Source organism: Salinicola sp. JS01 (assembly GCF_030284585.1).
Lineage (GTDB): Bacteria > Pseudomonadota > Gammaproteobacteria > Pseudomonadales > Halomonadaceae > Salinicola.
Genome location: NZ_CP127244.1, coordinates 449,580 through 473,739 on the forward strand (window position 1 = coordinate 449,580; position 24,160 = coordinate 473,739).

The window sequence follows — 24,160 nt, forward strand, 5'->3', positions numbered from 1 at the left end:
CCGGCAATTGTCGTTGTGATCGCGCGACCAGACTCCTTCGGGTTATATGGTCAAGCGATTAAGCGCACACGGTGGATGCCTTGGCAGCCAGAGGCGATGAAGGACGTTGTAGCCTGCGAAAAGGCTCGGTGAGGTGGCAAACAACCTGTGACCCGGGCATGTCCGAATGGGGAAACCCACCCAGCATAAGCTGGGTATCCCACACTGAATCCATAGGTGTTGGGAAGCGAACCGGGGGAACTGAAACATCTAAGTACCCCGAGGAAAAGAAATCAACCGAGATTCCCCCAGTAGCGGCGAGCGAACGGGGAGTAGCCCTTAAGCAGGTGACTGGTTAGACGAACGGTCTGGAAAGTCCGGCCATAGCGGGTGATAGCCCCGTAGTCGAAAACCTGATCCTGTGAAATCGAGTAGGTCGGGGCACGTGAAACCTTGACTGAACATGGGGGGACCATCCTCCAAGGCTAAATACTCCTGGCTGACCGATAGTGAACCAGTACCGTGAGGGAAAGGCGAAAAGAACCCCGGAGAGGGGAGTGAAATAGATCCTGAAACCGTGTGCGTACAAGCAGTGGGAGCAGACTCGTTCTGTGACCGCGTACCTTTTGTATAATGGGTCAGCGACTTATATTCAGTGGCGAGCTTAACCGTATAGGGGAGGCGTAGAGAAATCGAGTCTTAACTGGGCGACCAGTCGCTGGATATAGACCCGAAACCGGGCGATCTATCCATGGCCAGGGTGAAGGTCAGGTAACACTGACTGGAGGCCCGAACCGGGATCTGTTGAAAAAGATTCGGATGAGCTGTGGATCGGAGTGAAAGGCTAATCAAGCTCGGAGATAGCTGGTTCTCCTCGAAAGCTATTTAGGTAGCGCCTCACGTATTACCGCCGGGGGTAGAGCACTGTTTCGGCTAGGGGCCCATCCCGGGTTACCAACCCGAGGCAAACTCCGAATACCGGTGAGTAGAGCGTGGGAGACACACGGCGGGTGCTAACGTCCGTCGTGAAAAGGGAAACAACCCAGACCGTCAGCTAAGGCCCCCAAATTCTGGTTAAGTGGGAAACGATGTGGGAAGGCATAGACAGCTAGGAGGTTGGCTTAGAAGCAGCCATCCTTTAAAGAAAGCGTAATAGCTCACTAGTCGAGTCGGCCTGCGCGGAAGATGTAACGGGGCTCAAACCAGATGCCGAAGCTACGGGTTCATCCTCAGGATGAGCGGTAGAGGAGCGTCGTGTAAGCCTGCGAAGGTGTGTTGAGAAGCATGCTGGAGGTATCACGAGTGCGAATGCTGACATGAGTAACGACAAGGGGAGTGAAAACCTCCCCCGCCGGAAGACCAAGGGTTTCTGTTCTACGTCAATCGGAGCAGAGTGAGTCGGCCCCTAAGGCGAGGCTGAAAAGCGTAGTCGATGGGAAACGGGTCAATATTCCCGTACCGGATGTGGTTGCGATGGGGGGACGAAGAAGGCTAGGTGAGCCAGGCGTTGGTTGTCCTGGTGAAAGTCAGTAGGCTGAGAGCTTAGGCAAATCCGGGCTCTCAAGGCCGAGAGACGAGACGAACGGACTACGGTCCGGAAGTCATCGATGCCACGCTTCCAGGAAAAGCCTCTAAGCTTCAGATCACATGCGACCGTACCCCAAACCGACACAGGTGGTCAGGGTGAGAATCCCAAGGCGCTTGAGAGAACTCGGGTGAAGGAACTAGGCAAAATGGCACCGTAACTTCGGGAGAAGGTGCGCCGGCGTAGCGTGAAGAGACTCGCTCTCCTAGCGCGAACCGGTCGAAGATACCAGGTGGCTGCAACTGTTTATTAAAAACACAGCACTCTGCTAACGCGTAAGCGGACGTATAGGGTGTGACGCCTGCCCGGTGCCGGAAGGTTAATTGATGGTGTTAGCGCAAGCGAAGCTCCTGATCGAAGCCCCGGTAAACGGCGGCCGTAACTATAACGGTCCTAAGGTAGCGAAATTCCTTGTCGGGTAAGTTCCGACCTGCACGAATGGCGTAATGATGGCCACGCTGTCTCCACCCGAGACTCAGTGAAATTGAAATCGCAGTGAAGATGCTGTGTACCCGCGGCTAGACGGAAAGACCCCGTGAACCTTTACTATAGCTTCACACTGGACGCTGATGTTGCTTGTGTAGGATAGCTGGGAGGCTTGGAAACCGTGACGCCAGTTGCGGTGGAGCCAACCTTGAAATACCAGCCTGGCATCATTGGCGTTCTAACTTCGCACCGTGATCCGGTGTAAGGACAGTGTGTGGTGGGTAGTTTGACTGGGGCGGTCTCCTCCGAAAGAGTAACGGAGGAGCACGAAGGTACCCTCAGCACGGTTGGAAATCGTGCATTGAGTGCAAGAGCATAAGGGTGCTTAACTGCGAGACAGACACGTCGAGCAGGTACGAAAGTAGGTTCTAGTGATCCGGTGGTTCTGTATGGAAGGGCCATCGCTCAACGGATAAAAGGTACTCCGGGGATAACAGGCTGATACCGCCCAAGAGTTCACATCGACGGCGGTGTTTGGCACCTCGATGTCGGCTCATCACATCCTGGGGCTGAAGTCGGTCCCAAGGGTATGGCTGTTCGCCATTTAAAGTGGTACGCGAGCTGGGTTTAGAACGTCGTGAGACAGTTCGGTCCCTATCTGCCGTGGGCGTTGGAGATTTGAGAAGCGCTGCTCCTAGTACGAGAGGACCGGAGTGGACGCACCTCTGGTGTTCCGGTTGTCACGCCAGTGGCACTGCCGGGTAGCTATGTGCGGACGGGATAACCGCTGAAGGCATCTAAGCGGGAAGCCCCCTTCAAGATGAGATCTCCCTGAGACTTCGAGTCTCCTAAAGGGTCCAGCAAGACGAGCTGGTTGATAGGCACGGTGTGGAAGCGCTGCAAGGCGTTGAGCTAACGTGTACTAATGCCCCGTGAGGCTTGACCATATAACCCCAAGGGGTCTGGATACTCCAGACAGGGGTCGCGCGATCACATCGCGACAATGGCCGGATAGGCAAGAGACGTATCATCAGCATGATCCAGATTGGTCGATGTGAAGCCGGCGCGTGAAAGCGTGCCACAGGTTCATGTCGACGTCAGTTTTGCCTGACGACCATAGCGAGTGGGAACCACCTGATTCCATGCCGAACTCAGAAGTGAAACCGCTTAGCGCCGATGGTAGTGTGGGGTCTCCCCATGTGAGAGTAGGTCATCGTCAGGCACCTATACCGAACCCCCGGCGCATGCCGGGGGTTCATTCGTTTAGGGGTCTCTCCCTGGACCCGTTCGCCGGGAACGAACGGGAACCGCTTCAGCGGGCCCGAAGGGCAAGTCTCAGGATGAGACGCGTCAAGTTGCGGAGCGCCGCCCCTGAGCGTGATAAGAGAGCCTGTCAGGCATCGATACCGAACCCCAGTCTCGATAGAGACTGGGGTTCACTCGTTTCTGGGACCCGAATCCTTCGAAACCTTTCCCCGTTACGCGGCTCAGGCATGCTGCCCTTAACTTATCCCCACCCCCTTTATCGAGAGCCCGCAGTGACCGCCTGTGGATAGTTGGCCGATGCTGGCCGAGTCGCAGTTATAGAGGGCTCATCGGCCTCGCAACTGACGCCATTTGCCGACAGTGATCTGCATCTTCTGGCTTATCGCGGAGAAAATGGGGAAGGCGTGCACGAACGCTGGCTGAGGCAAATCTTACCGACTATGTTATGGGGGTCATACACGGAGTCGTATCCAAAGGAGTGTCGATATGCGTTCTGATCTACTGAAGAAGATGGCCATGGCGATGATGCTGGGCATGATGGCGTTCGGCGTCGTAGCCTGCGACAACGACGATGGCCCTGCAGAGAAAGCAGGTGAATCAGTGGACAATGCGGTGGATGATGCTGGGCAGGCCATGGAAAACGCCGGCGACAACATCCAGGACAAGGCGGAAGACGCCAAGAATTGACGCCAGCCTTCAGCGCTGAACGGACAAGCAAGCGAACAACCCGGCTTGTCACGAAGCGCTGATACAGTGGTGAGCAAAAAAGCGGTAAATAAAAAAACCGGGCCCCACACAGGGCCCGGTTTTTTATGTGTGCAGAATTTATCGTGCAAAAAGCGAGTTAGTTGCCGGCGTTCTGCTCGATACCCTGAACGTACCAGGGGGCGCCGTCGCGTAATGCGCGCTTGAGGTGCCAGGTCTCGTTGAACTCGGTCTCTTCGCCGTTCTCTTCCAGCACGCCATGAAACAGCACTGTGGCTTCGGCTTCGCCCTGGAGCTCCTGCACGCTGCCTAGCTCGACGAACAGGCGCACGATCTCGGTACGGTTGTTGGCCGGCTGCGCCATGCGCTCTGCCTTGAGCAGGTTGTAGAGCTCGGGGGTCACGTACTCCTGAATACGTTCCAGGTCGTTGTTGTCCCAGGCCCGCTGCAGGGTCATGAAGTGCTCCTTGGCGCCAGCCAGGAAGCGCTCGCGGTCGAACCACGCCGGCTCGCTGGCGATACCCGCACCGCCGGCACCACCGGTGGAGAACGGCATCGGCTGCGCAGCATGTTCCTCGCGCTGGGCAGCGTGACCGTCACCGGCATTGGCATGGGCGTGTCGCCGCCGTGCCGCCAGGAAGCGGAAGGCGATGAACAGCACCACGGCGATCAATAGCAGGTCGAGCATGCGAATACCGTCGAAGGCGCCGCCGAAGAACAGCGAGGCGAGCAGGCCGCCGGCGAGCAGGCCGGCCAGCGGGCCTGCGAAGCGCGACAGACCCGGGCTCGGTTGGCGTGGCGGCGTCGTAGCGCTACCGCGTGCGGGCGCCGCTGCCGGCTGCTGAGCCGAGCGCGAATAGGAGCCGAAGCTCTTGGCGCCGCCGAAGCGCTTGGCCTCGGCGTGCTCCACGGCGGCTGTCATGCCGAGCATGCCGACCAGCAGCATGACGAAGAGGTTGCGCATGGCATATCTCCTGAAGGGAAATCGGGTGTCGTCGAAACCGAAGGCGAGAGGCCCGGTCACTGCCCCCATTGTCTCAACATTGCATGAATGGGAGCTGAACGGGGCCTGGGCTCGGCGTAGAGCATCGACTCAATCGCGATCGCGCTCATGACGCAGGAAGACCGGCTGGCCTGGCTTGGATTCCCCGGCCGCGTAGCGATAGCCGGCGACGTCGAAGTCGGTGAGTGCCGCGGGTGACTCGACGCGTTCGCGAACCAGCCAGGCGGCCATCAGACCGCGCGCCTTCTTGGCGTAGAAGCTGATGATCTTGAACTGACCGTTCTTCTCGTCCTTGAACACCGGCGAGACGACATCGGCCGTCAGGCGCTTGAGATCGACCGCCTTGCTGTACTCGTTGGAGGCGAGATTGACCAGAGTGTTGCTGCCGCTCTCGGCGATCGCCGCGTCGAGATCTCGGGTCAGCCGTTCACGCCAGTAGGCGTAGAGATCCTTGCCGGCTGGGTTCTCGAGCCGGATGCCCATTTCCAGACGATAGGGCTGGATCAGGTCGAGCGGTCGCAGCAGCCCATAGAGCCCGGAGAGGATGCGCAGGTGCGACTGGGCGAAGGCGTTGTCGGCGGCGCTGAAGCTGGTCGCTTCCAGACCCACGTAGACATCGCCCTGGAACGCCTGAGCGGCGGGCTTGGCGTTGTCGGTAGTGAACGGCGTCTGCCATTCGGCGTAGCGTGCCGCGTTGAGCCCGGCCAGCTTGTCGCTGATGCCCATCAGTTCGGAGAGCTGCTGGGGCGAGTAGCCGCGCAGGATCTCGATGAGCTCGCGGCTCTGCTCGAGATAGTCGGGGCGTGTGACCTCGCGGGTGGTCGCCGGGGTCTCGAAATCCAGCGTCTTGGCCGGAGAGATGATGCTGAGCATGGCGTAGGTTCCTTATCGAGCGGCAGAGCTGCGCGGCGATGACGGGGTAACGCGGGCCGCCATGAACGGCATCACCGACCGAGGGCGGCCCGCGTCAGCGCCCCGGGGCGTTCAGGGGCAGGGGTTGGAGATGCGGCGGTGCACCGCTTCGATCTCCTCCATGACCTCGGCGGAGAGCGTCAACTGATCACTGGCGAGGTTGGACTCCAGCTGGGTCAGCGTGGTGGCGCCGATGATATTGCTGGTGACGAACGGTTGCGCGGTGACGAAGGCCAGCGCCATCTGCGCCGGATCGAGGTCGTGGCGGCGGGCGATCTCGACGTAGGCCCGGGTCGCCTCCTGGGCGATGTCCGAGGTGTAGCGCGAGAAGCGCTCGAACAGCGTCAGGCGGCCATCGGCCGGACGCTGGCCATCCAGGTACTTGCCCGAGAGCACGCCGAAGGCCAGCGGTGAATAGGCCAGTAGGCCGACCGCTTCGCGGTGTGCGATTTCAGACAGGCCGACTTCGAAGCTGCGGTTGAGCAGATTGTAGGGGTTCTGCACGCTGGCCACGCGCGGCAGCCCCAGGGTGTCGGCGAGGTGCAGGCAGCGCATCACGCCCCAGGGGGTGTCGTTGGAGAGCCCCACGGCACGAATCTTGCCGGCGTCCAGGGCCTCCTTGAGCGCTCCCAGGGTCTCCTCGAGCGGGGTGGCCTCGCTGTCGTCACCCGGTAGATAGCCGAGCTCTCCGAAGCAGTTGACGTGGCGATCGGGCCAGTGCAACTGATAGAGGTCGAGATAGTCGGTCTGCAGACGTTGCAGGCTGGCATCGAGTGCCTGATGGATCTGCTCGCGGGTGTGGCGCGGGCCGCCGCGCAGATGGGTCATGCCGCGGCCGGCACCGGCGGCCTTGCTGGCGATGATCAGCTCGTCGCGACGACCGCGCTGCTGGAGCCAGCTGCCGATATAGGCTTCGGTGCGTCCCTGGGTCTCGGCCTTGGGCGGCACCGGGTACATCTCTGCGGTATCGATGAAGTTGATTCCGGCGTCGACGGCACGATCGAGCTGCTGGTGGGCCTCCTGCTCGCTGTTCTGCTCGCCGAAGGTCATGGTGCCGAGACACAGGCGCGAGACCTGCATTCCGGTCTTGCCGAGTGGGCGTCGTTGCATGTTGCGCTCCCATCAGGGCCCTCGGGCGAGGGCCGAAAAGACGACTGAAAATCGTATGTTACTGGGGCCTTCCGGGGGCGGCAAATAGCGCCCCTACGGCGGGGGTTGAGTCGGCCATCGGGGAGGCGTATGCTTGCGGCCTTTCGCCGCCCGGCAGCCCCGGGCGAGCCTGCAGCAAGTCGATTCCGATGCCGTTAACAACCGTGTTGTCGTAGAACAAAGATGCGTCCAGATCGACAGGGTTTCTCGGACCGCCAGCGGTCTTCGTCCTCAAGGTCACTGTCAGTTATGCCACAGACGTTCTCTTTCCTGACGCGCTTCGAGTTTCGTCTCGCCTCCGGACTGTGCCACACGCGCTGGATGACTCGCTCGCCCAGCAAGCAGCGGCTGATGCTCAAGTGGTTCAAGCGCTGTGCCGACGCCGGCCATCTGCCGGCGCGTTCGCTCTACGGCCGCGTACTGCTGGCACGCGGTGTCTCGCATCAGGACAAGTCCACTGGTGCCCGCTACGTGCTCCAGGCCGCACAGGAAGGCGACAGCCACGCCCAGTTCCAGGCCGGCTGTCTCTATGAGCACGGCTGCAACCAGTACCAGCCCAACGAGCACCACGCGGTGACCTGGTATGCCCGGGCCGGCGAGAACGGTCATCGCCAGGCCGCCGAGCGGCTGGCACAGGCCTATCTCGGTGGTGAGCTGGGGCTTGCGCAGGATTCGGCTCGGGCCGAAGCCTGGGCGCAGTATGCCGACCATCTCGCTGGCCAGACCCTGCTCGAAGCGCCGCAGGCCGCACCGCTGACGCACTGATCCCAGGCGGCGCCTGCCGGTGCCGCTTGCGGTCGGGGTGAACTCCCGCGCCAACACTGTCATGATGACGCCACACCGGCGTCGCCAGATGCGACGGCATCATGAAGAGGGAGTCCACCCCGTGTCGCTGCCTGTCCTTTTAGACATCGAAGCTTCGGGCTTTGGCCGTGGCAGCTATCCCATCGAGGTTGGCCTGGCCCGGGCCGACGGCACGCGCTGTGCTTTCCTTATTCAACCCGCCGACACCTGGACCCACTGGGACGCCAAGGCCGAACTGCTGCACGGCATCTCGCGGGCGCGGCTGATCCGTGAAGGCTATCCCGCGGTCGAGGTGGCGCGCTGGCTCAATGATGAGCTGGCCGAGATCGGGGTCGCCTACAGTGACAGCTGGGGCTACGACAACACCTGGCTCGCGTTGCTCTTCGATCAGGCCGGCATGCTGCCGCGATTTCGCCTGGAAGCGCTGCGCCGGCTGCTCTCCGAGGCGCAGGTGACACTGTGGCGCGAGACCAAGGAGCGGGTGGTGCAGGATCATGACATCCGCCGCCATCGCGCCGGAGACGATGCCAGACTGCTGCAGTTGACCTACAGCGAGACCCGCCGGCTCGCCGCCGAGTGAGTCCCCGGCGGCGCAGTCGTGTCAGCGCTTCACTGCTGCCGTGGCTTAGGCACTGACCCGCAGCAGCACCTTGCCGATATTGGCATTGTCATCGAGATGCTGAAGCGCGCTCTCCGCTTCCTGGATCGGCCAGGTCTCGGCGATCAGGGGCTTGATCTCTCCGCTCGCGAGCTTGGGCCACACCTGGGCGTGTAGCGCATCCAGAATCGCCCCCTTGGCCTTGGCCGAGCGTGAGCGCAGGGTCGAGCCGATCACGCGCTGGCGCTTCATCAGCATGCGCCCGAGATCGAGCTTGGCTTCCATGCCGCCCATCAGTCCGATCAGTACCAGCCGGCCATCGGCGTTCAGCACCGCCAGATCCTGCTCTAAGTAATCACCGCCGACCGGGTCGAGGATCATGTCGGCGCCGCCCCACGCCTTGACCGCTTCGACGAAGCTGCCGTCGTGGCGATTCCAGCCGGCATCGGCACCCAGGCGGGTGCAGGCGTCGAGCTTCTCCTGACTCCCTGCGGTGACGAAGCAGGGATTGCCGAAGGCGCGGCAGAGCTGGATCGCGGCGGTACCGACGCCGCTCGCCGCGGCGTGCAGCAGGATCCGCTGGCCGCTCTGGGCCGCGCCCTCCATGTAGAGATTGAGCCAGGCGGTGGCGAATACCTCGGGCAGTGCCGCTGCCTCGCGCAGACCGAGATTGGCAGGAATCGGCAGCACCTGGGCCTCGTCCACCACCACCTGCTCGGCGTAGCCGCCGCCGGCCAGCAGCGCGCAGACCGCGTCGCCGCGGCGGAAGCGTTCGACCCGCGGCCCCACCTCGGCGATGGTACCGCTGACCTCCAGCCCGGGAATGTCCGGCGCGCCCGGCGGGGGCGGGTACTTGCCGGCGCGCTGCATCAGATCGGCGCGGTTGACCCCGGCCCAGGCCACCTCGATACGCACCTCCGTGGCCCCTACCGGGCCGGGTGCCTCATGTTCGCGCCACACCAGGCGCTGCGACTCGACGGCGATCGCGTGCATCGATGTACTCTCCTCGCTAAGGGCATCCCCTCACTCTAGCAGCCCGGCGATGGCCACGCCGTTGTCATATGTCAGCGCCATGCTGTCAGCCATCCGTGTCACTCGCCCACGTCATTCGTATACGTAGTAGAGGGGATGGCCCATGATCGATACCGGCGCGCTGCTCGACCGACACCTCGGCGGTTTTCGCCGCCTGCCTCGCTGGCTGCGGCACTGCACCACGGCGCTGATGCGGAGTCTGATCCACGAGCGCGAGATCAACGACTTCCTGGCGCGCCACCGCGAGACGCGGGGACTGGCCTTCGTCGAACAGGTGCTCGACTACTTCCGCCTCGGCTATGCGGTCTCCTCACGGGAGCGGGAGAACATCCCGGTATTCGGACGCGTGCTGATCGTCGCCAACCACCCGCTGGGTGCCCTCGACGGCCTGGCGCTACTGCGCCTGGTGGCCGATGTGCGCAGCGACGTGCGCATCGTGGCGAGCTCGATACTGGCTCAGATCGAGCCGCTCGAGCCCTGCCTGCTGCCGCTGGACAACCTGAACCGGCGCGGCTATCGCCGCAGCCTGGCCGCGATCGAGGCGGCGCTGGACCGTGAGGAGGCGGTGATCGTGTTCCCCGCCGGTGAGGTCTCCCGGGCCGGGCCGCGCGGCATTCGCGATCGTCGCTGGCAGGCGGGTGTGCTGCATCTGGCGCGGCGTACCAATGCGCCGCTGCTGCCGCTGCACGTGGGCGGGCGCAACTCCTGGCTGTTCTACGCCCTGGCGGCGCTGCGTGATGAGATCGGTACGCTGCTGCTGCCGCACGAGATGTTCCGCCAGCGCGATCGCCAGCTACGCGTGCGCATAGGCGATCTGCTGCCACTGGAGCGACTGGCGCGTGGCGGCCTGCGCTCGGAGGCGACGCTCAAGCTGCTGCGCAAGCACGTCTACCGGCTGGGGCAGGGGCGCAAGGGGCTGTTCCGCGGTGAAGCGGCGATCGCCCACCCGGAGAGCCGGCAGGCACTGCGCGAAGCGCTGCGTGAAGCGCGCAGGCTGGGCGAGACCAAGGACGGCAAGCAGATTCTATTGGTCGAGGGGCCGCCCCACGGCGTGGTGCTGCGCGAGATCGGCCGGCTGCGCGAGATCGCCTTCCGCCGGGTCGGCGAAGGCACCGGTCGGCGGCGCGATCTCGATACCTTCGACGACTACTATCGCCATCTGCTGGTGTGGGACGACCGTGACCTGGAGATCGCCGGGGCCTACCGCCTGGGCGACGCGGGGGCGGTCCTCGACGCCCACGGCCCCGATGGCTTCTATGCCGCGACCCTCTTTCATCTCGACACGGCGCCCTGGGACCAGCTGCGCCACGGGCTCGAGCTGGGGCGCAGCTTCGTCCAGCCGCGCTACTGGGGGCGGCGCAGCCTGGACTATCTGTGGCAGGGGCTGGGTGCCTATCTACGCTATCACCCGCAGGTGCGCTGGCTGTTCGGACCGGTGTCGCTCTCGGCGGCGCTGCCGCTGCGCGCCCGTGAACTGGTGGTGAGCTACTACCGTCACTACTACGGCGATCCCGAGGAGGGCGTGCGCCCGCGGGCCCCGTTCGTGCTCTCCGATGCCGGGCGACTGGAGGCGGAGCGGCTGTTCGACGGTAGCGATCGCGACGAGGACTTTCGTCGCCTGCGCGAGCAGCTGGAGGCGATGGGGGTGAGCGTACCGGTGCTCTACAAGCAGTACTGCGAGGTCGCCGAACCCGGGGCGGTGCGTTTTCTGGGGTTCGGCGTGGACACCGACTTCGGCTTCTGCGTGGATGGCCTGGTGGTGGTCGATGTCACCCGGCTCAAGCCCGACAAGCGCCGCCGCTATGTCGGCGCCGACACGCTGGCGCCGGCGCTGAGTACGGAGTGAGCCGGGCGTCAGGCGGCCGGGTCGCGATCCGCCGCCAGCCGGTCCAGCAAGCGTTCGATATCGGCGTCGGCGATCAGCTCGCGGCGGGTGCTGGCATCCAGGAATCCGTGCTCCACGGTGGTATCGAGGAAATTCAGCAGCCCGCTGTAGAAGCCGCCCACATCGAGTACCCCCACCGGTTTGTGGTGCAACTGCAGGTAGCGCCAGGTCCAGATCTCGAACAGCTCCTCCAGCGTACCGATGCCGCCGGGCAGGGCGACGAAGGCATCGGCGTGGGCGGCCATGGTCGCCTTGCGCTCGTGCATGTTGGCGACGCGAATCAGTCGCGTCAGGCCCTGGTGCGACACCTCGCGCTGGACCAGATGCTCGGGCATCACCCCGATCACCTCTCCGCCGGCATTGAGGCAAGCGTTAGCCAGGCGCCCCATCAGACCGTTGCGCGCGCCGCCGTAGACCAGCCCCCAGCCGCGTGCGGCGATGGCCTGGCCGAGCGCCTCGGTGGCGGCGGCGAACTGCGGGTGCTTGCCCTCGCGGGAACCCAGATAGACACAGATATGCACGTTGTCGCTCCTTCAGCGATCGGATGAGGCGGCCGTCAGGGGATGCTCGCGGCGACGTCGTAGGTCGCGTCGAGCCAGCGTCCGATGGCGTTGTCGCCACACAGGTGATGGGCGTACTGGGTATGCAGGCAGCGCACCTGATCCCAGTTGGTGATCCCGCCGACGCCACGCTCGCGCATCAGCGGCGCGAAGCCGCGGCGTTCGATCTCCGCGCGCTGAGCGTCGCTCATGTAGGACCAGCGCTGGGCGACATAGTCTTCATGGCTGGCGTGATAGCTGGCAAGCCACGCCGGCTCCTGCTGCAGGCGTGCCTCCAGCTCCTTGATCACGCCGCTCGCCTCGAGCCGTGAGAGCACCACCTTGAGGCGTTCGCAGGAGAGCCAGTAAAGCGTGGGAAAGGGCGCATCGTCGACGATCGGCGCCATGCGCAGGACCAGCGGACGACCCTGACTATCGGTGGCGGCGACCGCTTCGAGCCCGCGCGGCGGGCGGCCGAGCTGCTCGGCGATGATCGCCAGTTGGGCCTCGGTCGGTGTCTGATCGGTGCGAATCACCATGCTGGATATTCCGTATGAGCGTGTGGCAACGGTGGCGGCGCGTCATCGCCGGGGCGAGTGCTGGGGTAGCGCATCGCCGCCGGGAGCGCGCATGACCGCCGGGAGGGCGCATGATAGTCGTCCCGGATGGGGCCGGGCAATCGACCGGCCCGCGCGGCTGTCTCTCTCAGCGCCGCGCCAGTGCCACCGGCGTCGCCGCCAGCAGCGTGATCAGATCGCCAGGAGCCAGCGACAGCTCCAGCCCGCGCTTGCCGGCGCTGACGTGGATCTCGTCGAGGGCGAGGGCGCTGTCGTCGATGAAGCTCGCCAGCCGGCGCTTTTGTCCCAGCGGGCTGATACCGCCGACCAGATAACCGGTGGCGCGCTCGGCCTCGGCCGGGGTGGCCATCTGCGCCTTGCGTGCGCCGGCGGCCTTGGCCAGCGCCTTGAGGTCGAGCGTGGCGTCGACGGGCACCATGGCGACCACCAGACTTCCCGTGTCGGTGCGCGCCAGCAGCGTCTTGAAGATCGTCGCCGGCGGCAGTGCCAGGGCGCGGGCGGCGTCCAGGCCGTAGCTCTCGGACGCGCCATCGAGCGAGTAGGCGGTGACGCGGTGGTCGACGCCGCGGGATTCGAGCAGACGCACGGCCGGTGTCATGTCAGCACTCCTTGTCAGAATGGGTACGGCGCGGCGCGCCAGTCTACATGACCGGAACAGGCCAGCGCGCCGCTGGCGCGCCCTGGATGGCGCCGCTAGGCTGGAATGACACCTGCCGGATGCTAGCCGTCGTCTCGAAGACCGCCTTGCAGACTGCTTTGAAGAGCTGCTTGAACGCCAACCGATGAGCCATGACCGCTGTGGGCTGTGCGGGCGCCGAGCGCCGCTGACCCGCCACCACCTGATTCCCCGCGCGCTGCACCGCAAGCCGCGCTATCGCAAGCGCTATGGGCGCGAGCAGATGCAGACCCGCGTGCTGTGGATCTGTCGCCCGTGCCACTCGCATCTCCATCGCATGCTCAGCGAGCGTGAGCTGGCGGACCACTATGCCAGCCGCGAGGCGCTGATGGCGCATCCCGATATCCGCGCTTTCGTCACCTGGCTGGCGGACAAGCCGGATGGCTTCGTGCCCAAGCGCTGAGTAGCGCGATGGCGGCCACCGCGCTCAGATCAGACGCTGGCCGTGGTGATCGTGCCAGGCGTCCTCCAGCACCGCGTAGAGCGGCGTGTGCAGATGCGCCGGCAGCGCGTCGCGGGCCGCCTCCAGCGAGGGGAACTCGCGGTTGCGCAGCCAGCAGTAGGCCCAGGCGCAGGCCTCGTCGGCGTCTCGCGGGGTGGGCCGGGCGGGCATCTGCACCAGCAGGAACAGCGCCGTGCGCGCGGCCCAGCGCGGCGGCGTGGCGTCGCCGCTCCAGGCGGTCAGGGTGGCGCCGTCCGGGGTGCCGTCGGGGTCGCCGAGTTTGGCCAGGCGCGCGGTATCGGCCAGAATCATCGCCAGGCGGTCGGGGTCGGCCTGCCCCAGCAGCAGCCAGTGGCCGACCAGTGCCGAGCTGCCCGCGACCACGCGGCTGTAGAACGGACGTGCGGCACGACCGCGGCAGAGAGTCTCTGTCATTGGCGCTCCTTCACTGCCGGTCGGCGTCTTCCTGGAAAGGCGCCGGCCGGCCGACAATCATCAACCGGATGAGAACGTTACCGTGAGTTTCGATTTTGCCACGTCGATCGATCGACGGCAGTATCCGACCAAGAAATGGCAGCAGTACGCCGAGGACGTGTTGCCACTGTGGGTCGCCGACATGGATTTTCGCTCGCCGCCCGCGGTGATCGAGGCGTTGAACCGGCGCGTCGACCACGGCGTGTTCGGCTATGCCGATGCCACCCCGGCGCTGCGCGACACCCTCTGCCGCTGGAGTGAGCGGCATTACGGCTGGTCCATCGACCCCGCCTGGCAGTGCTGGGTGCCGGGTGTGGTCCCGGCGCTGCACTTGGCGGCGCTGGCGTTCAGCGAGCCCGGCGAGGGCGTGCTCACGGCGACCCCGATCTATCCGCCGTTCTTGAGTGTGGCGCGTCATACCGGGCGCGAGGCGCAGACCTTCGAACTGGCCCCGCCGACCACCCCCGGCGGCGACTGGCGGCTCGATCTGGAGGCGCTGGAAACGGCCATCCGGCCCTCTACCCGGGTGCTCCTGTGGTGCCATCCGCACAACCCCACCGGGCGGGTGTGGGATGTCGACGAGCTGCGCGGGTTGGCCGAGCTGGCGCAGCGCCATGGGCTGATCGTGGTCTCCGACGAGCTGCACTGCGATCTCATCCTCGACCCAGAACGGCCGCACCAGCCGCTGGGCCTACTCTGCCCCGACCTGGCCGAGCGCCTGATCACCCTCTGGGCACCCTCCAAGACGTTCAATATCGCCGGGCTCTCGGCGGCCTGTGCGGTGATCGCCGACGCCAGCCTGCGGCAGCGCTTCCAGCGCGCTGCGACGGGCCTGCTGCCGGGGGTCAACGTGCTCGGGCTGCACGCCGCCGAGGCCGCCTACGCTGACGGCGAAGCCTGGCGCCAAGCGCTACTCGAGGTGCTGCGTGACAACCTGGCGCGCCTCGAGCGGCATGTCGCCGGCTGGTCCGGGGTGGCGCTATCGTCGCCGCAGTCGACCTATCTGGCGTGGCTGGATCTGCGTGCCAGCGCCTTCGCCGACTCGCCCCAGCAGCGTCTGCTCGAGGAGGCCCGGGTGGCGCTCTCCGATGGCGCCGACTTCGGCTGGCCCGGCTTCGTGCGCCTCAACTTCGGTACCCCGAGCGAAACATTGGGAGCGGCCTTGGGCCGGCTGGATCGTGTCCTGGGCTGACCGGCGGCGGATAGCTGACGCGCAACACCCGGCTGGGGCCGGGTGTTGCGGTGGCGCTGGGGAGCGCAGGCAGGCTGCCGTTCAGCACGGTGGTCCAGCTGGAAGTGGACCAGTTATGAGTGGGCCGGTTACGAGTGACCCACTGGAAATGGCTCAGTAGAGCATGGCGAACAGCCGGCGGCGGTAGCTGACCGTCAGCGGGTGTTCTGCGACGAGGGCATCGAAGACCCGCAGCAGGGTCTTGCGGGCGGCGTCGTCGGCGTAGGCGCGGTCGGCCTTCATCAGCGCCAGCAGCCCCTCCAGGCCACGCTCGTAGTCACCGTCGGCGACCGCACGCAGCGCGCGCTGGAAGCGCGCCTCGCTATCCTCGCGCTCGCCCAGGGCCTCGATCTCGGCGGCGCTCGGCGCCTCTTCGCCGAATTCGATACGCGCCCGCACGCCGCGCGCCTTGGGTGAGTCACGGTGTTCGGGCGGCAGATTGTCGAGGATCTGCTTGGCATCCGCAGTCTGGCCGGCAGCCACCAGCACCCCTGCGAGGTCGACCTGATAGTCGTGGTAATCCGGGTACTGCTGGATCAGCTCCTGGTAGATCGCCTGGGCGGTCTGGGTGTCGCCGCTGGCGAGCGCCGCCTGGGCCATCTCCTCGGGGCTCTCGGCGGCGTCGGCCGGCGCTTCGATATACTTGCCCAGCCACTCGCGTACCTGCTTCTCCGGCAGCGCGCCCTGGAACTGATCGTAGAGCTGGCCCTGGGCGATCAGCTTGACGTCGGGCACCGAGCGCACCCCCAACTGCGAGGCGATCTGCGGATAGGCCTCGATATCGAGCTTGGCGAGCACGAAGGCGCCGGCGTATTCGCGTGCCAGCTTTTCCAGGATCGGTTTGAGGTTCTTGCACGGCTCGCACCAGTCGGCCCAGCTCTGCAGCAGCACCGGGCGCTGCATCGAGCCTTCCAGTACCACCTGCTGGAAGTTGTCCAGGGTGACGTCGACGATGACGTCCTCCGCCGGGGCTTGCGCTGCGGCGTTGCTGTCCTGGCCGTCGGGGCTGGTGAGCGGTTGGCCTGTGCGGGGATCGACGATTGCCATGAAGAAGTGCCCTTGCTGTGCGGTACGGGATTGGCGAGTGTTATGCGGGTCAGCGGCCGGTGATTCAACCCCCGGCGGCCCATTTCGAACGGGGGAGTGTCGCATGTCGAGAGCCACCCGCAGCCTGCGCGTCATCCTCAAACTGCTCGGCGGCGGTTTGTTGCTGCTCCTGTGTCTGCTGCTCGGGCCGGTCTGGCTGCTGCTGTCGCAGCAGGTCGACTGGCGCGGCGACTGGCAGCACGCCTCGCGCAGCGTCAGCGGGTTGGCACCAGATCCCGCGACCACGCCGGCGGCGCTGGTGCAGGTCTATGCCGCGCGCGCCTTCGCCTGGCGCGGGGCCTTCGGCGTGCATACCTGGATCGCGACCAAGGCCGAGAACGCCACGCACTACCGCGTCTATCAGGTAGTGAGCTGGCGTCGCCCCACGGTGCAGGTCACCGTGGCGCAGCCGGACCGGGCCTGGTACGGCAATCCTCCCGAGCTGCTGGCACAGCTGCGCGGGGCGCCGGCGGCGCGGGCCATCGCCACCATCGAGCAGGTGGTGCCGACCTATCCCGAGGCCGGGCGCTATCGCATCTGGCCGGGGCCCAACAGCAACACCTTCGTCGCCTGGTTGGTGCGCCGGGTGCCGGAGCTGACGGTGGATTTTCCGGCCAACGCCATCGGCAAGGATTATCTGCTCGACGGCCCGCTGGCCCGGGCGCCGTCGCATACCGGCTATCAGCTCTCGCTGGGCGGGCTTGTGGGCGTGACCGCGGCGTGGGAGGAGGGCATCGAGTTCAACCTGCTGGGGCTCGGCGTCGGTGTCGATGTCGACCCGCCGGCCCTGCGGCTGCCCGGCATCGGGCGCCTGGGGATGGCCCAGCCGCCGCGGCGCGATGAGTGAGATGCCGCGAGCGGTTGTCGGCGTCGTGCCGGGCCTGAGCTGAGGGTGTCACTCGGAGAGGGCGGTTGGAGAATCGGGCCGGGAAGAGGGCGCCGCCGCATAGCCTCGAACTGCATAGTCTTGAACTGCATAGCCTTGAACTGCATAGCCCCGGCCTGGGACACGGTCGAGCCGGGGCGCGGAAATAGCACTGGGGCGCAAAACTGTGGCGCAAAAAAAGAGAAGACAAAAAAAGACCGGTGCCTCGAAAGGCACCGGTCTAATAATTTGGTAGCGGGGACCGGATTTGAACCGATGACCTTCGGGTTATGAGCCCGACGAGCTACCAGACTGCTCCACCCCGCATCAACTTGGGGCGAATTATACGTAAGTATTAGCGTGTGTCAACACCCTCGTGGCCCACACTGCTCAGCCGGGCCAGCAGGGCGTCGAACGAGGAGGCGTAGCGTGTCCATAGCTCGGCTTCCAGCGGGGTAATGGTGAACAGTCGCAGCAGCGTCTGCTCGAGCTCCTCCGGTGGCGTCGGCGGGCGCCCCAGGGCATCGTTGAGGCGCGCCACCTGAACCTCCAGGCGTAGCGGCTCCAGCGCCTCGGGGATCGGCTCACCGGCGAGCAGGCTCAGCTGCACCAGGCAGCGTTGCAGTGCCTCTTCGGCGTCGTCCGCGCTGAGCGGCGTCTGCTTTTGCCGCTGCAGCAGGCGCTTGCGCAGCGCGGCGGGCGGCTCGGGATCGAGCGCGGTGCCGGCGATCGTCTGTTCGAGCCAGCGGCGATAGTCGGGCCAGGCACGTGCCTGGGCAACCAGTTCGAGCCGTTCCAGGGTCACTTCGCGGGCGTGCACGATGCCCTGCCAGCGCCGCTCCATGCCCTCACTACGACGGCTGTGCGGCAGCGGCGACAGGCGCTGGGCCTCTTCCAGGGCGGCGTCCAGTACGTCACGCTCGCCGGCGTGGGTCGGCTGCCAGGCATCGAGCTTGTCGATCAGTGCCTGCATGGCGTCGAAGCGCTGCTGCTGGCGCGCCTGCTGCTCGCCGCGCAGGGCATCACGGGCGGCGAAGATGGTGTCGCAGTGGCTGCGAAACTGCCGCCATAGGGTCTGCTCGACGCCCTTGGGCGCGCGTCCCAGTTCGCGCCAGCGCTGCTGCAGCTGCTTGGCCTGATCGGCGCGCTGCTGCGCCGGCCCCTCTTGCTCGGCGAGGCGCTGGGCCTCGGCCACCAGTTCGCGCTTGTGGCTGGCGATATCCCCGGCGCGGGCGTCGATCAGCGTCTGCAGGCGCTGGCGCAGCCGCGCGAAGCGCCGGCCCAGGGCAGCAGCACGGCGCTTGGGCACCGGCCAGTGCTGGTCCCACTGCTCCTGGGCGGCATCGCGGATACGTCGCAGGGCGTCGGGGTCGGCATCCTCGGCGGGATTGTCGAGCAGCGTCTCCAACTGTTCGCAGAGCGCTTCGCGGCGTTCGAGATTGTCACGCTCGCGGTTGGCGAGTTCGCTCTCCCACGCCGCCAGCTGGGTATGCAGGGCGTCGGAGGCGGTGCGAAAGCGCTGCGCCAGCTCGCGGCTGGCGGCGGCATCGCCGAGTTGACGCCACTCGCGGATCAGCTGCTGATGTCGGCGGTGACGCTCGGCATCGCTCTGCTCGCGCGCCTCGGCCAGTGCCTCGATCGCCGTGAGCAGCTCCTCTCGCTTGGGGGCGGCGACGAAGCCGCGCCAGTCGCGCAGCTCGGCGAGCCTGGCGGTGAGCTGCTTCCAGCGCTGCTCGAGCGCCGCGGGCAGAGCGGCCGGAGTGGCGTCGAGCTGCTGGCGCAGTTGGCGCTGAATCTGTGCCGCAGGGCGGTAGCGGCCACCGTCGAGCTCGGCTTCGAGCTGGTCGAGCTGGGTGCCGAGCGCCTGGTCGTCCCACACCGGCGCGTCGCTGTCGCGTGCTGCTTGGGTCTCACCGGCCACCGCCGCCTGGCGGCGCGCCGCGGCGACCAGTGCGGTCGGCGGGAGCGCCTGCGGCCAGTCGAGGCGGGCCAGAAGCGGTGCGGTGTCGTCACCCTGCTCCAGCGCCTGGCGCAGTTCGGGGTCCAGCTGGGCCAGACGCTCCCACGCCTGCCACAGCGTCTGTACCCGGCGTTCGAGCTCGGCATGGCGCGCGGCGTAGGCGTCACTGACGCCGTAATCATCGGAGACCGACTGCCAGCGCTCGCTCTGCAGTTGCCAGCGTGAGGCCAGCGCGTCCATCGCGTCGGCGGTCAGTGGCTCATTCTCGCTGACCGTATTGAGCGCCTGCTCCAGGGCCTCGAGAATACCCTCGCGGGTGGCCTTGGCAGTGGCCTTCTCGCGCTGGACCCGCTCCAGCTCGCGATGGTGGTGCTCGTGTTCGGCGATGCGCTGGCGGCAGCGCGCGACGGCGATATCGAAACGCTGGTGCTGGGGCTGATCGGCACCGTCGGCGAGAGGTTCCCAGGCCTTGATCCAGTGTTTCAGGCGCGCCTCGTAGAGCGGCTCCCAGGGGCGATGCGCGTGCGCTTCGAGGGCTTCCAGCAGACGCTCGCGCTCGGCGCTGGCGGCGGCCTGCTGCTCGGCGTCGGCGCGCTGGCGCGCCAGGCGCTCGCGGGCCAGCCGCGCCACCTGCTTGTCGCGCTTGGCCTGCTTGACTAGCGTGCTCAGTCCGCCCGGGCTGGAGACACGCTCGGCCGCTGCCAGGCGCACCGCGGCAATCCCGTTGTCGCTGGCGTGATGCACCAGCCGCGCTTCGTCATCGATTCTGGCCAGGGCGGTCAGCCGTAGCTTCTGGTTGTCGCCCTGTGCGACCAGCGCATCGAGCAGTGCCTGCTCGCTCAGTTGCTCTACCAGCGCAAGACGCCGGGAGAGGTCGAGCGCGGGCTGCTCGCGGCCGCCGATCACATCGATCAGGCGCGCCAGCGATTCGGGCGAGGCGGCTTCTTGGTGCCACGCGAGCAGCGTGTCGGGATCGCTCAGGCGTGACAGCGCGGCTTGGCGTACGCCAGCATCGCTGTCTCGGGACAGCGTCTCGAGCGCGGCATGGTCGCCGGCATCGAGCTGCAGCGCGGCCTGGGCGCGCACGCTGGGGTCCTGGTGGTCCCAACGCGGGCGCCGCCGACGGGTAGACAGTAGGCGTTGAAAGAGTCCTGGCATGGCAGGTTTGGCATCCTGAAAACGACGGGCTGGCGGTGGCCGATGCGGCGGGCGGCGTGGCATCGGCGGCAGCCGCCTATCTAACCATTTGACGGCCCGCGGTAAAAGAGTGCAGGGCCTTGGGCGTCGGCCCTCGGCGACACCTGACAAAAGGTCTAGCTGGCCTTATGATCGGTTGCAGCGGCAGACGCCCTCGCATAGCGTAACCCCTATTTCCCCGCTGCGGAGTTCGGTCATGAGTCTCAACAGGGATCGGGCAGAGACTGCCTTCACGTTCAAAGGTGGCATGCTGCCCATGACGGTCATGGAGTTGACCAGTGGCGACCCTGAGCGTGTGCGCGCCCAGCTGGCCGGCAAGGTCAGCCAGGCCCCGGCCTTCTTCCAGCACACGCCGGTGGTGCTCAGCGTCGAGCGGCTCGACGAGCCGCATCTGGCGCTGGAGCGTATCTGCGCCGTATGCCGCGCGCACAAGCTGCTGCCGGTGGCGGTGCGCGGAGGCCCCGACCCCGTCAAGCAGTCCGCCTGGGCCCTGGGCCTGGGCTGGTTCCCGCCGCAGGAGAGCCGCCCCAAGGCGGTCGAAGCCACCCCGGCCGAGCCGGTGGTGGAGGTCGAGACCGAACTGCCGCTGGCCGCCACCGACGGCGCCCATGCCGGCGGGCGCATCCATCGCGGCACGGTGCGCTCGGGCCAGCAGGTGTCGGCGCCGGAGGGCGATCTGGTGGTGATCGGCGCGGTCAATCCCGGTGCCGAAGTGCTCGCCGCCGGCAGCGTGCACGTCTACGGGCCTCTGCGCGGGCGTGCCCTGGCAGGTATCCATGGTGATCGCGAGGCGGGCATCTTCTGCCATGACCTGCATGCGGAACTGCTCTCGGTGGCGGGTACCTACAAGCGTCTCGAGGACATCGACCCGCGCATGCTGGGAGCGAGCGTCCAGGTGCAGCTCAGGGAAGATCAGCTGCGCATCTCGGCTTTGACCTGAACCGGCAAAGCCGAGCGGCGCCGAGGACGATAAGGTGTCGCCCCGCTGCGGGCGGGTGTGATCAACAATCTATCGGGTAACAGGAAGTTCATCTTGGCCAAGATCATCGTTGTAACCTCCGGTAAGGGTGGCGTCGGCAAGACGACCAGCGCAGCGGCCATTGCCACGGGACTGGCCTTGCGTGGCAACAAGACCGTGGTCATCGACTTCGACGTGGGTCTGCGTAATCTCGATCTGATCATGGGGTGCGAGCGGCGCGTGGTGTATGACCTGGTCAACGTCATCCAGGGCGAGGCGGGGCTCAACCAGGCGTTGATCCGCGACAAGCGCACCGAGAACCTGCATATCCTTCCGGCCTCACAGACCCGCGACAAGGATGCGCTGACGCTCGAGGGCGTCGAGAAGGTGCTCAACGATCTTTCCGAAGATTTCGACTACATCATCTGCGACTCCCCTGCGGGGATCGAGCGCGGCGCCCAGCTGGCGATGTACTTCGCCGACGAGGCGGTGGTGGTGACCAACCCCGAGGTTTCCTCGGTGCGCGACTCCGACCGTATTCTCGGGCTGCTGTCGTCGAAATCGCGGCGCGCCGAGCAGAACCGCGACCCGGTCAAGGAGCACCTGCTGATCACCCGTTACAACGCCAACCGCGTCGATGACGGCGACATGCTCAATCTGGAAGATATCCGCGAGATCCTGGCGATCGAGCTGATCGGCCTGATTCCCGAGTCGGAGGCGGTGCTGCGCGCCTCCAACCAGGGCGTGCCGGTGGTTCACGACGACAAGAGCGATGCCGGCCAGGCCTATCTGGACACGGTCGCCCGGCTGATGGGTGAGGAAGTGCCGCTGCGTTTCCACGCGGTGCAGAAGCGTGGCCTCATCTCGCGCATGTTCGGAGGAGGGGGCCGCCGGTGAGACTACTCGACTTTCTCAAGGGTGAACGCAAGAAGTCCGCATCGGTCGCCAAGGAGCGCTTGCAGATTATCGTCGCGCACCAGCGCGGCCAGCGCGGTCAGCCCGACTACATGCCGATGCTGGAGCAGGAGCTGCTAGAGGTGATCCGGCGCTATGTCCAGGTCGATCAGGATGCGATCAGCATCAGTCTCGACAGCGACAACGACTGCTCGGTGCTCGAACTCAACGTGACCCTGCCCAACCGCGACTGAGGCGCCATCGAATCGCACCCCGGGGGCATGAGTCGCGCCCGGGCGTATGCTAGGCTTGCGCTTTTGCGCAGGCGGAGAGCGGTATGGCCAAGGCCAAGGCGGCACTGACTTTTCTGTGGCACGACTACGAGACCTTTGGCGCCGACCCCCGGCGCCACCGCGCCTCGCAGTTCGCGGCCATTCGCACCGACGCCGACTTCAATCCGATCGGCGAGCCGCTGACCCTCTATGCGCGCCCCGCGGATGACGACCTGCCCCACCCCCAGGCCTGCCTGATCACCGGCATCACGCCCCAGGCGGCACTGCGCCGCGGCCTGCCCGAGGCGGAGTTCGCCGCGCGCATCCTGGCCGAGATGAGCGTGCCGGGCACCTGCTCGCTGGGCTACAACAGCCTGCGCTTCGACGACGAGGTGAGTCGTCATCTGTTCTACCGCAATCTCTTCGATCCCTATGCTCGCGAGTGGCAGAACGGCAACTCGCGCTGGGACCTGATCGATGCGGTGCGCGCCTTCTACGCGCTGCGCCCGGACGGCATCGAGTGGCCACAGCGCGAGGATGGCGCACCCAGCTTCAAGCTCGAGCACCTCACCGCCGCCAACGGGATCGAGCACGCCGGGGCCCACGATGCGCTGGCCGACGTGCGCGCGACCATCGCCCTGGCGCGACGGCTGCGTGACGCCAACCCCAAGTTCTTCGAGCATCTGCTGTCGCTGCGCGACAAGCGCCGGGTCGCGGTGCTGCTCGATGTCGAGGCGCGCAAGCCGATGCTGCACGTGTCGCGGCGCTATCCCGCGAGCCGCGGCTGCAGCGCGCTGGTAGTGCCGCTGGCCAAGCATCCCAGTAATCCCAACGGGGTGATCGTCTACGACCTGGCGGTCGATCCGACGCCGCTGGCGTCGCTATCGCTGGAGGAGATCAAGGCGCGGCTGTTCGTCAGCGAGAGCGAGCTGGCCGAAGGCGAATCGCGCATTCCGCTCAAGGTGGTGCATCTCAACCGCAGCCCGGTGCTGCTGCCGATCGCCGCGGTGGACGCCACGGTGGCCGAGCGCCTGAGTATCGATCGCGCCCTGTGCGAGCGCCACTGGCAGACGCTGCTGCAGAATCCGGAGGCCGCCAGCAAGGCGGCTGCGGCCTTTGCCGACGGGCCCGCCGAGCCGCCGCGGGACCCCGACCTGATGCTCTACTCCGGCGGCTTCTTCTCGCCGCATGATCGTCAGGCGATGGAGCGGGTCCACGCCACGGCGCCGGAGGCGCTGGGGCAGACCGGCTTCGCCTTTCAGGACCCGCGGCTGGAGGAGATGCTGTTCCGCATGCGCGCGCGTAGCTATCCCGAGACGCTGGAGAGCGAGGAGAAGGCGCAGTGGGAAGCCTACCGCTGGTCACGCATGAACGACCCGCAGAGCGGCGCTTTTACCCTCAAGGAGTTCGCGCGGGAGATCGAGCGGCTCAACCAGACCGCCCTCGACGCGCGCGAGCGTCAGGTGCTCGAAGAGTTGGTGATGTACGTCGAGTCGATCATGCCGGAGCAGGCCTTCGACGCCTACTGACCGGTGGCGGGTGCGGTCATCCCTGGTCGCGGCGACCAATGGCGACGCCCGCGATCTGTCGCCCCGCGCAAGGGCGAGCAGCATCAAACGCTGCCGCCCGACACGATGCCCCAGG

The 24,160-nt window shown here is 66.1% G+C and carries 21 protein-coding genes, 1 tRNA gene and 2 rRNA genes; 13 read left to right on the plus strand and 11 right to left on the minus strand.

Annotation, left to right across the window (positions count from 1 at the left end):
- Window positions 1-48: 48 nt before the first annotated feature.
- From QO259_RS02230 to QO259_RS02240, 3 genes are all read left to right on the plus strand, one after another.
- Window positions 49-2,937, plus strand: a 23S ribosomal RNA gene (locus QO259_RS02230).
- Between the two features lie 159 nt (window positions 2,938-3,096).
- A 5S ribosomal RNA gene (gene rrf, locus QO259_RS02235) occupies window positions 3,097-3,212 on the plus strand.
- Window positions 3,213-3,742: 530 nt separating this feature from the next.
- Window positions 3,743-3,943: a hypothetical protein gene (locus tag QO259_RS02240; RefSeq protein WP_207031759.1), complete on the plus strand. Its 201-nt coding sequence runs from the start codon at window positions 3,743-3,745 to the stop codon at window positions 3,941-3,943.
- 157 nt (window positions 3,944-4,100) lie between these two features.
- Here the strand turns inward: QO259_RS02240 and QO259_RS02245 are convergent, their stop codons facing one another.
- The 3 genes from QO259_RS02245 to QO259_RS02255 all read right to left on the minus strand — a co-directional run bounded on the left by QO259_RS02245 (window position 4,101) and on the right by QO259_RS02255 (window position 6,986).
- On the minus strand, window positions 4,101-4,925 hold the full coding sequence (locus tag QO259_RS02245; RefSeq protein ID WP_285951641.1) for a Tim44 domain-containing protein: 825 nt from the start codon (window positions 4,923-4,925) through the stop codon (window positions 4,101-4,103).
- 129 nt (window positions 4,926-5,054) lie between these two features.
- Window positions 5,055-5,837, minus strand: a complete 783-nt coding sequence (yaaA, locus tag QO259_RS02250) for a peroxide stress protein YaaA (protein WP_285951642.1) — start codon at window positions 5,835-5,837, stop codon at window positions 5,055-5,057.
- Between the two features lie 111 nt (window positions 5,838-5,948).
- Entirely contained in the window at window positions 5,949-6,986 is a 1,038-nt protein-coding gene (locus QO259_RS02255) for an NADP(H)-dependent aldo-keto reductase (RefSeq protein ID WP_285951643.1), read from the minus strand.
- Window positions 6,987-7,274: 288 nt separating this feature from the next.
- Between QO259_RS02255 and QO259_RS02260 the strand changes: the two genes are divergently transcribed.
- Both QO259_RS02260 and QO259_RS02265 read left to right on the plus strand, forming a co-directional pair.
- Window positions 7,275-7,790 carry a tetratricopeptide repeat protein gene (locus tag QO259_RS02260; protein WP_035475400.1) on the plus strand — a complete coding sequence of 172 codons (516 nt, stop codon included), beginning with the start codon at window positions 7,275-7,277 and terminating at the stop codon, window positions 7,788-7,790.
- Between the two features lie 121 nt (window positions 7,791-7,911).
- Entirely contained in the window at window positions 7,912-8,409 is a 498-nt protein-coding gene (locus QO259_RS02265; RefSeq protein ID WP_035475403.1) for a hypothetical protein, read from the plus strand.
- A gap of 45 nt (window positions 8,410-8,454) precedes the next feature.
- On the opposite strand, the gene QO259_RS02270 is transcribed toward QO259_RS02265, so the two are convergent.
- The gene (locus tag QO259_RS02270; protein ID WP_285951644.1) at window positions 8,455-9,420 is read right to left on the minus strand and encodes an NAD(P)H-quinone oxidoreductase; all 966 of its coding nucleotides are present in this window, start codon (window positions 9,418-9,420) and stop codon (window positions 8,455-8,457) included.
- 142 nt (window positions 9,421-9,562) lie between these two features.
- Here QO259_RS02270 and olsF point away from each other — a divergent pair, with 142 nt between their 5' ends.
- On the plus strand, window positions 9,563-11,305 hold the full coding sequence (gene olsF / locus QO259_RS02275) for a bifunctional ornithine lipid synthase OlsF (RefSeq protein WP_285951645.1): 1,743 nt from the start codon (window positions 9,563-9,565) through the stop codon (window positions 11,303-11,305).
- An 8-nt stretch (window positions 11,306-11,313) separates the two neighbouring features.
- Here olsF and QO259_RS02280 read toward each other — a convergent pair whose 3' ends face one another.
- From QO259_RS02280 to ybaK, 3 genes are all read right to left on the minus strand, one after another.
- Window positions 11,314-11,865, minus strand: a complete 552-nt coding sequence (locus QO259_RS02280) for an LOG family protein (protein ID WP_285951646.1) — start codon at window positions 11,863-11,865, stop codon at window positions 11,314-11,316.
- Window positions 11,866-11,900: 35 nt separating this feature from the next.
- Window positions 11,901-12,422, minus strand: a complete 522-nt coding sequence (locus QO259_RS02285) for a DUF501 domain-containing protein (RefSeq protein ID WP_285951647.1) — start codon at window positions 12,420-12,422, stop codon at window positions 11,901-11,903.
- Window positions 12,423-12,588: 166 nt separating this feature from the next.
- On the minus strand, window positions 12,589-13,059 hold the full coding sequence (gene ybaK, locus QO259_RS02290; RefSeq protein ID WP_285951648.1) for a Cys-tRNA(Pro) deacylase: 471 nt from the start codon (window positions 13,057-13,059) through the stop codon (window positions 12,589-12,591).
- 184 nt (window positions 13,060-13,243) lie between these two features.
- On the opposite strand from ybaK, the gene QO259_RS02295 reads away from it, so the two are divergent.
- Window positions 13,244-13,540, plus strand: a complete 297-nt coding sequence (locus QO259_RS02295; protein WP_035475414.1) for a hypothetical protein — start codon at window positions 13,244-13,246, stop codon at window positions 13,538-13,540.
- 24 nt (window positions 13,541-13,564) lie between these two features.
- Here the strand turns inward: QO259_RS02295 and QO259_RS02300 are convergent, their stop codons facing one another.
- Window positions 13,565-14,014 carry a hypothetical protein gene (locus tag QO259_RS02300; protein WP_285951649.1) on the minus strand — a complete coding sequence of 150 codons (450 nt, stop codon included), beginning with the start codon at window positions 14,012-14,014 and terminating at the stop codon, window positions 13,565-13,567.
- Between the two features lie 82 nt (window positions 14,015-14,096).
- Between QO259_RS02300 and QO259_RS02305 the strand changes: the two genes are divergently transcribed.
- The gene (locus QO259_RS02305; protein WP_285951650.1) at window positions 14,097-15,245 is read left to right on the plus strand and encodes a MalY/PatB family protein; all 1,149 of its coding nucleotides are present in this window, start codon (window positions 14,097-14,099) and stop codon (window positions 15,243-15,245) included.
- Between the two features lie 153 nt (window positions 15,246-15,398).
- On the opposite strand, the gene QO259_RS02310 is transcribed toward QO259_RS02305, so the two are convergent.
- Entirely contained in the window at window positions 15,399-16,331 is a 933-nt protein-coding gene (locus tag QO259_RS02310) for a tetratricopeptide repeat protein (RefSeq protein ID WP_285951651.1), read from the minus strand.
- Between the two features lie 103 nt (window positions 16,332-16,434).
- Here QO259_RS02310 and QO259_RS02315 point away from each other — a divergent pair, with 103 nt between their 5' ends.
- Entirely contained in the window at window positions 16,435-17,217 is a 783-nt protein-coding gene (locus QO259_RS02315) for a DUF3750 domain-containing protein (RefSeq protein WP_285951652.1), read from the plus strand.
- A gap of 268 nt (window positions 17,218-17,485) precedes the next feature.
- On the opposite strand, the gene QO259_RS02320 is transcribed toward QO259_RS02315, so the two are convergent.
- Window positions 17,486-17,562, minus strand: a tRNA-Met gene (locus QO259_RS02320).
- A 28-nt stretch (window positions 17,563-17,590) separates the two neighbouring features.
- On the minus strand, window positions 17,591-20,353 hold the full coding sequence (locus tag QO259_RS02325; protein ID WP_285951653.1) for a DUF349 domain-containing protein: 2,763 nt from the start codon (window positions 20,351-20,353) through the stop codon (window positions 17,591-17,593).
- Between the two features lie 235 nt (window positions 20,354-20,588).
- Here QO259_RS02325 and minC point away from each other — a divergent pair, with 235 nt between their 5' ends.
- The 4 genes from minC to sbcB all read left to right on the plus strand — a co-directional run bounded on the left by minC (window position 20,589) and on the right by sbcB (window position 24,045).
- A complete protein-coding gene (minC, locus tag QO259_RS02330; protein ID WP_207031707.1) occupies window positions 20,589-21,332 on the plus strand; it encodes a septum site-determining protein MinC in 744 nt (247 codons plus the stop codon).
- Window positions 21,333-21,425: 93 nt separating this feature from the next.
- A complete protein-coding gene (gene minD / locus QO259_RS02335; RefSeq protein WP_207031698.1) occupies window positions 21,426-22,247 on the plus strand; it encodes a septum site-determining protein MinD in 822 nt (273 codons plus the stop codon).
- Complete coding sequence (gene minE, locus QO259_RS02340) at window positions 22,244-22,498, plus strand: cell division topological specificity factor MinE (RefSeq protein ID WP_035475350.1); 255 nt, start codon at window positions 22,244-22,246, stop codon at window positions 22,496-22,498. The genes minD and minE overlap by 4 nt, the downstream gene beginning before the upstream one ends.
- A gap of 83 nt (window positions 22,499-22,581) precedes the next feature.
- Window positions 22,582-24,045 (plus strand): exodeoxyribonuclease I, encoded by a 1,464-nt coding sequence (sbcB, locus tag QO259_RS02345; protein ID WP_285951654.1) that lies wholly within the window; start codon window positions 22,582-22,584, stop codon window positions 24,043-24,045.
- The last annotated feature ends 115 nt before the right edge of the window (window positions 24,046-24,160 follow it).

What these genes read in the sequence shown, in the direction of transcription:
- QO259_RS02240 (WP_207031759.1), top strand. Translation starts at nt 3,743, where the DNA reads ATGCGTTCTGATCTACTGAAGAAGATGGCCATGGCGATGATGCTGGGC.
- QO259_RS02245 (WP_285951641.1), bottom strand. Translation starts at nt 4,925, where the DNA reads ATGCGCAACCTCTTCGTCATGCTGCTGGTCGGCATGCTCGGCATGACA.
- yaaA (WP_285951642.1), bottom strand. Translation starts at nt 5,837, where the DNA reads ATGCTCAGCATCATCTCTCCGGCCAAGACGCTGGATTTCGAGACCCCG.
- QO259_RS02255 (WP_285951643.1), bottom strand. Translation starts at nt 6,986, where the DNA reads ATGCAACGACGCCCACTCGGCAAGACCGGAATGCAGGTCTCGCGCCTG.
- QO259_RS02260 (WP_035475400.1), top strand. Translation starts at nt 7,275, where the DNA reads ATGCCACAGACGTTCTCTTTCCTGACGCGCTTCGAGTTTCGTCTCGCC.
- QO259_RS02270 (WP_285951644.1), bottom strand. Translation starts at nt 9,420, where the DNA reads ATGCACGCGATCGCCGTCGAGTCGCAGCGCCTGGTGTGGCGCGAACAT.
- olsF (WP_285951645.1), top strand. Translation starts at nt 9,563, where the DNA reads ATGATCGATACCGGCGCGCTGCTCGACCGACACCTCGGCGGTTTTCGC.
- QO259_RS02285 (WP_285951647.1), bottom strand. Translation starts at nt 12,422, where the DNA reads ATGGTGATTCGCACCGATCAGACACCGACCGAGGCCCAACTGGCGATC.
- ybaK (WP_285951648.1), bottom strand. Translation starts at nt 13,059, where the DNA reads ATGACACCGGCCGTGCGTCTGCTCGAATCCCGCGGCGTCGACCACCGC.
- QO259_RS02295 (WP_035475414.1), top strand. Translation starts at nt 13,244, where the DNA reads ATGAGCCATGACCGCTGTGGGCTGTGCGGGCGCCGAGCGCCGCTGACC.
- QO259_RS02300 (WP_285951649.1), bottom strand. Translation starts at nt 14,014, where the DNA reads ATGACAGAGACTCTCTGCCGCGGTCGTGCCGCACGTCCGTTCTACAGC.
- QO259_RS02310 (WP_285951651.1), bottom strand. Translation starts at nt 16,331, where the DNA reads ATGGCAATCGTCGATCCCCGCACAGGCCAACCGCTCACCAGCCCCGAC.
- QO259_RS02315 (WP_285951652.1), top strand. Translation starts at nt 16,435, where the DNA reads ATGTCGAGAGCCACCCGCAGCCTGCGCGTCATCCTCAAACTGCTCGGC.
- QO259_RS02325 (WP_285951653.1), bottom strand. Translation starts at nt 20,353, where the DNA reads ATGCCAGGACTCTTTCAACGCCTACTGTCTACCCGTCGGCGGCGCCCG.
- minC (WP_207031707.1), top strand. Translation starts at nt 20,589, where the DNA reads ATGAGTCTCAACAGGGATCGGGCAGAGACTGCCTTCACGTTCAAAGGT.
- sbcB (WP_285951654.1), top strand. Translation starts at nt 22,582, where the DNA reads ATGGCCAAGGCCAAGGCGGCACTGACTTTTCTGTGGCACGACTACGAG.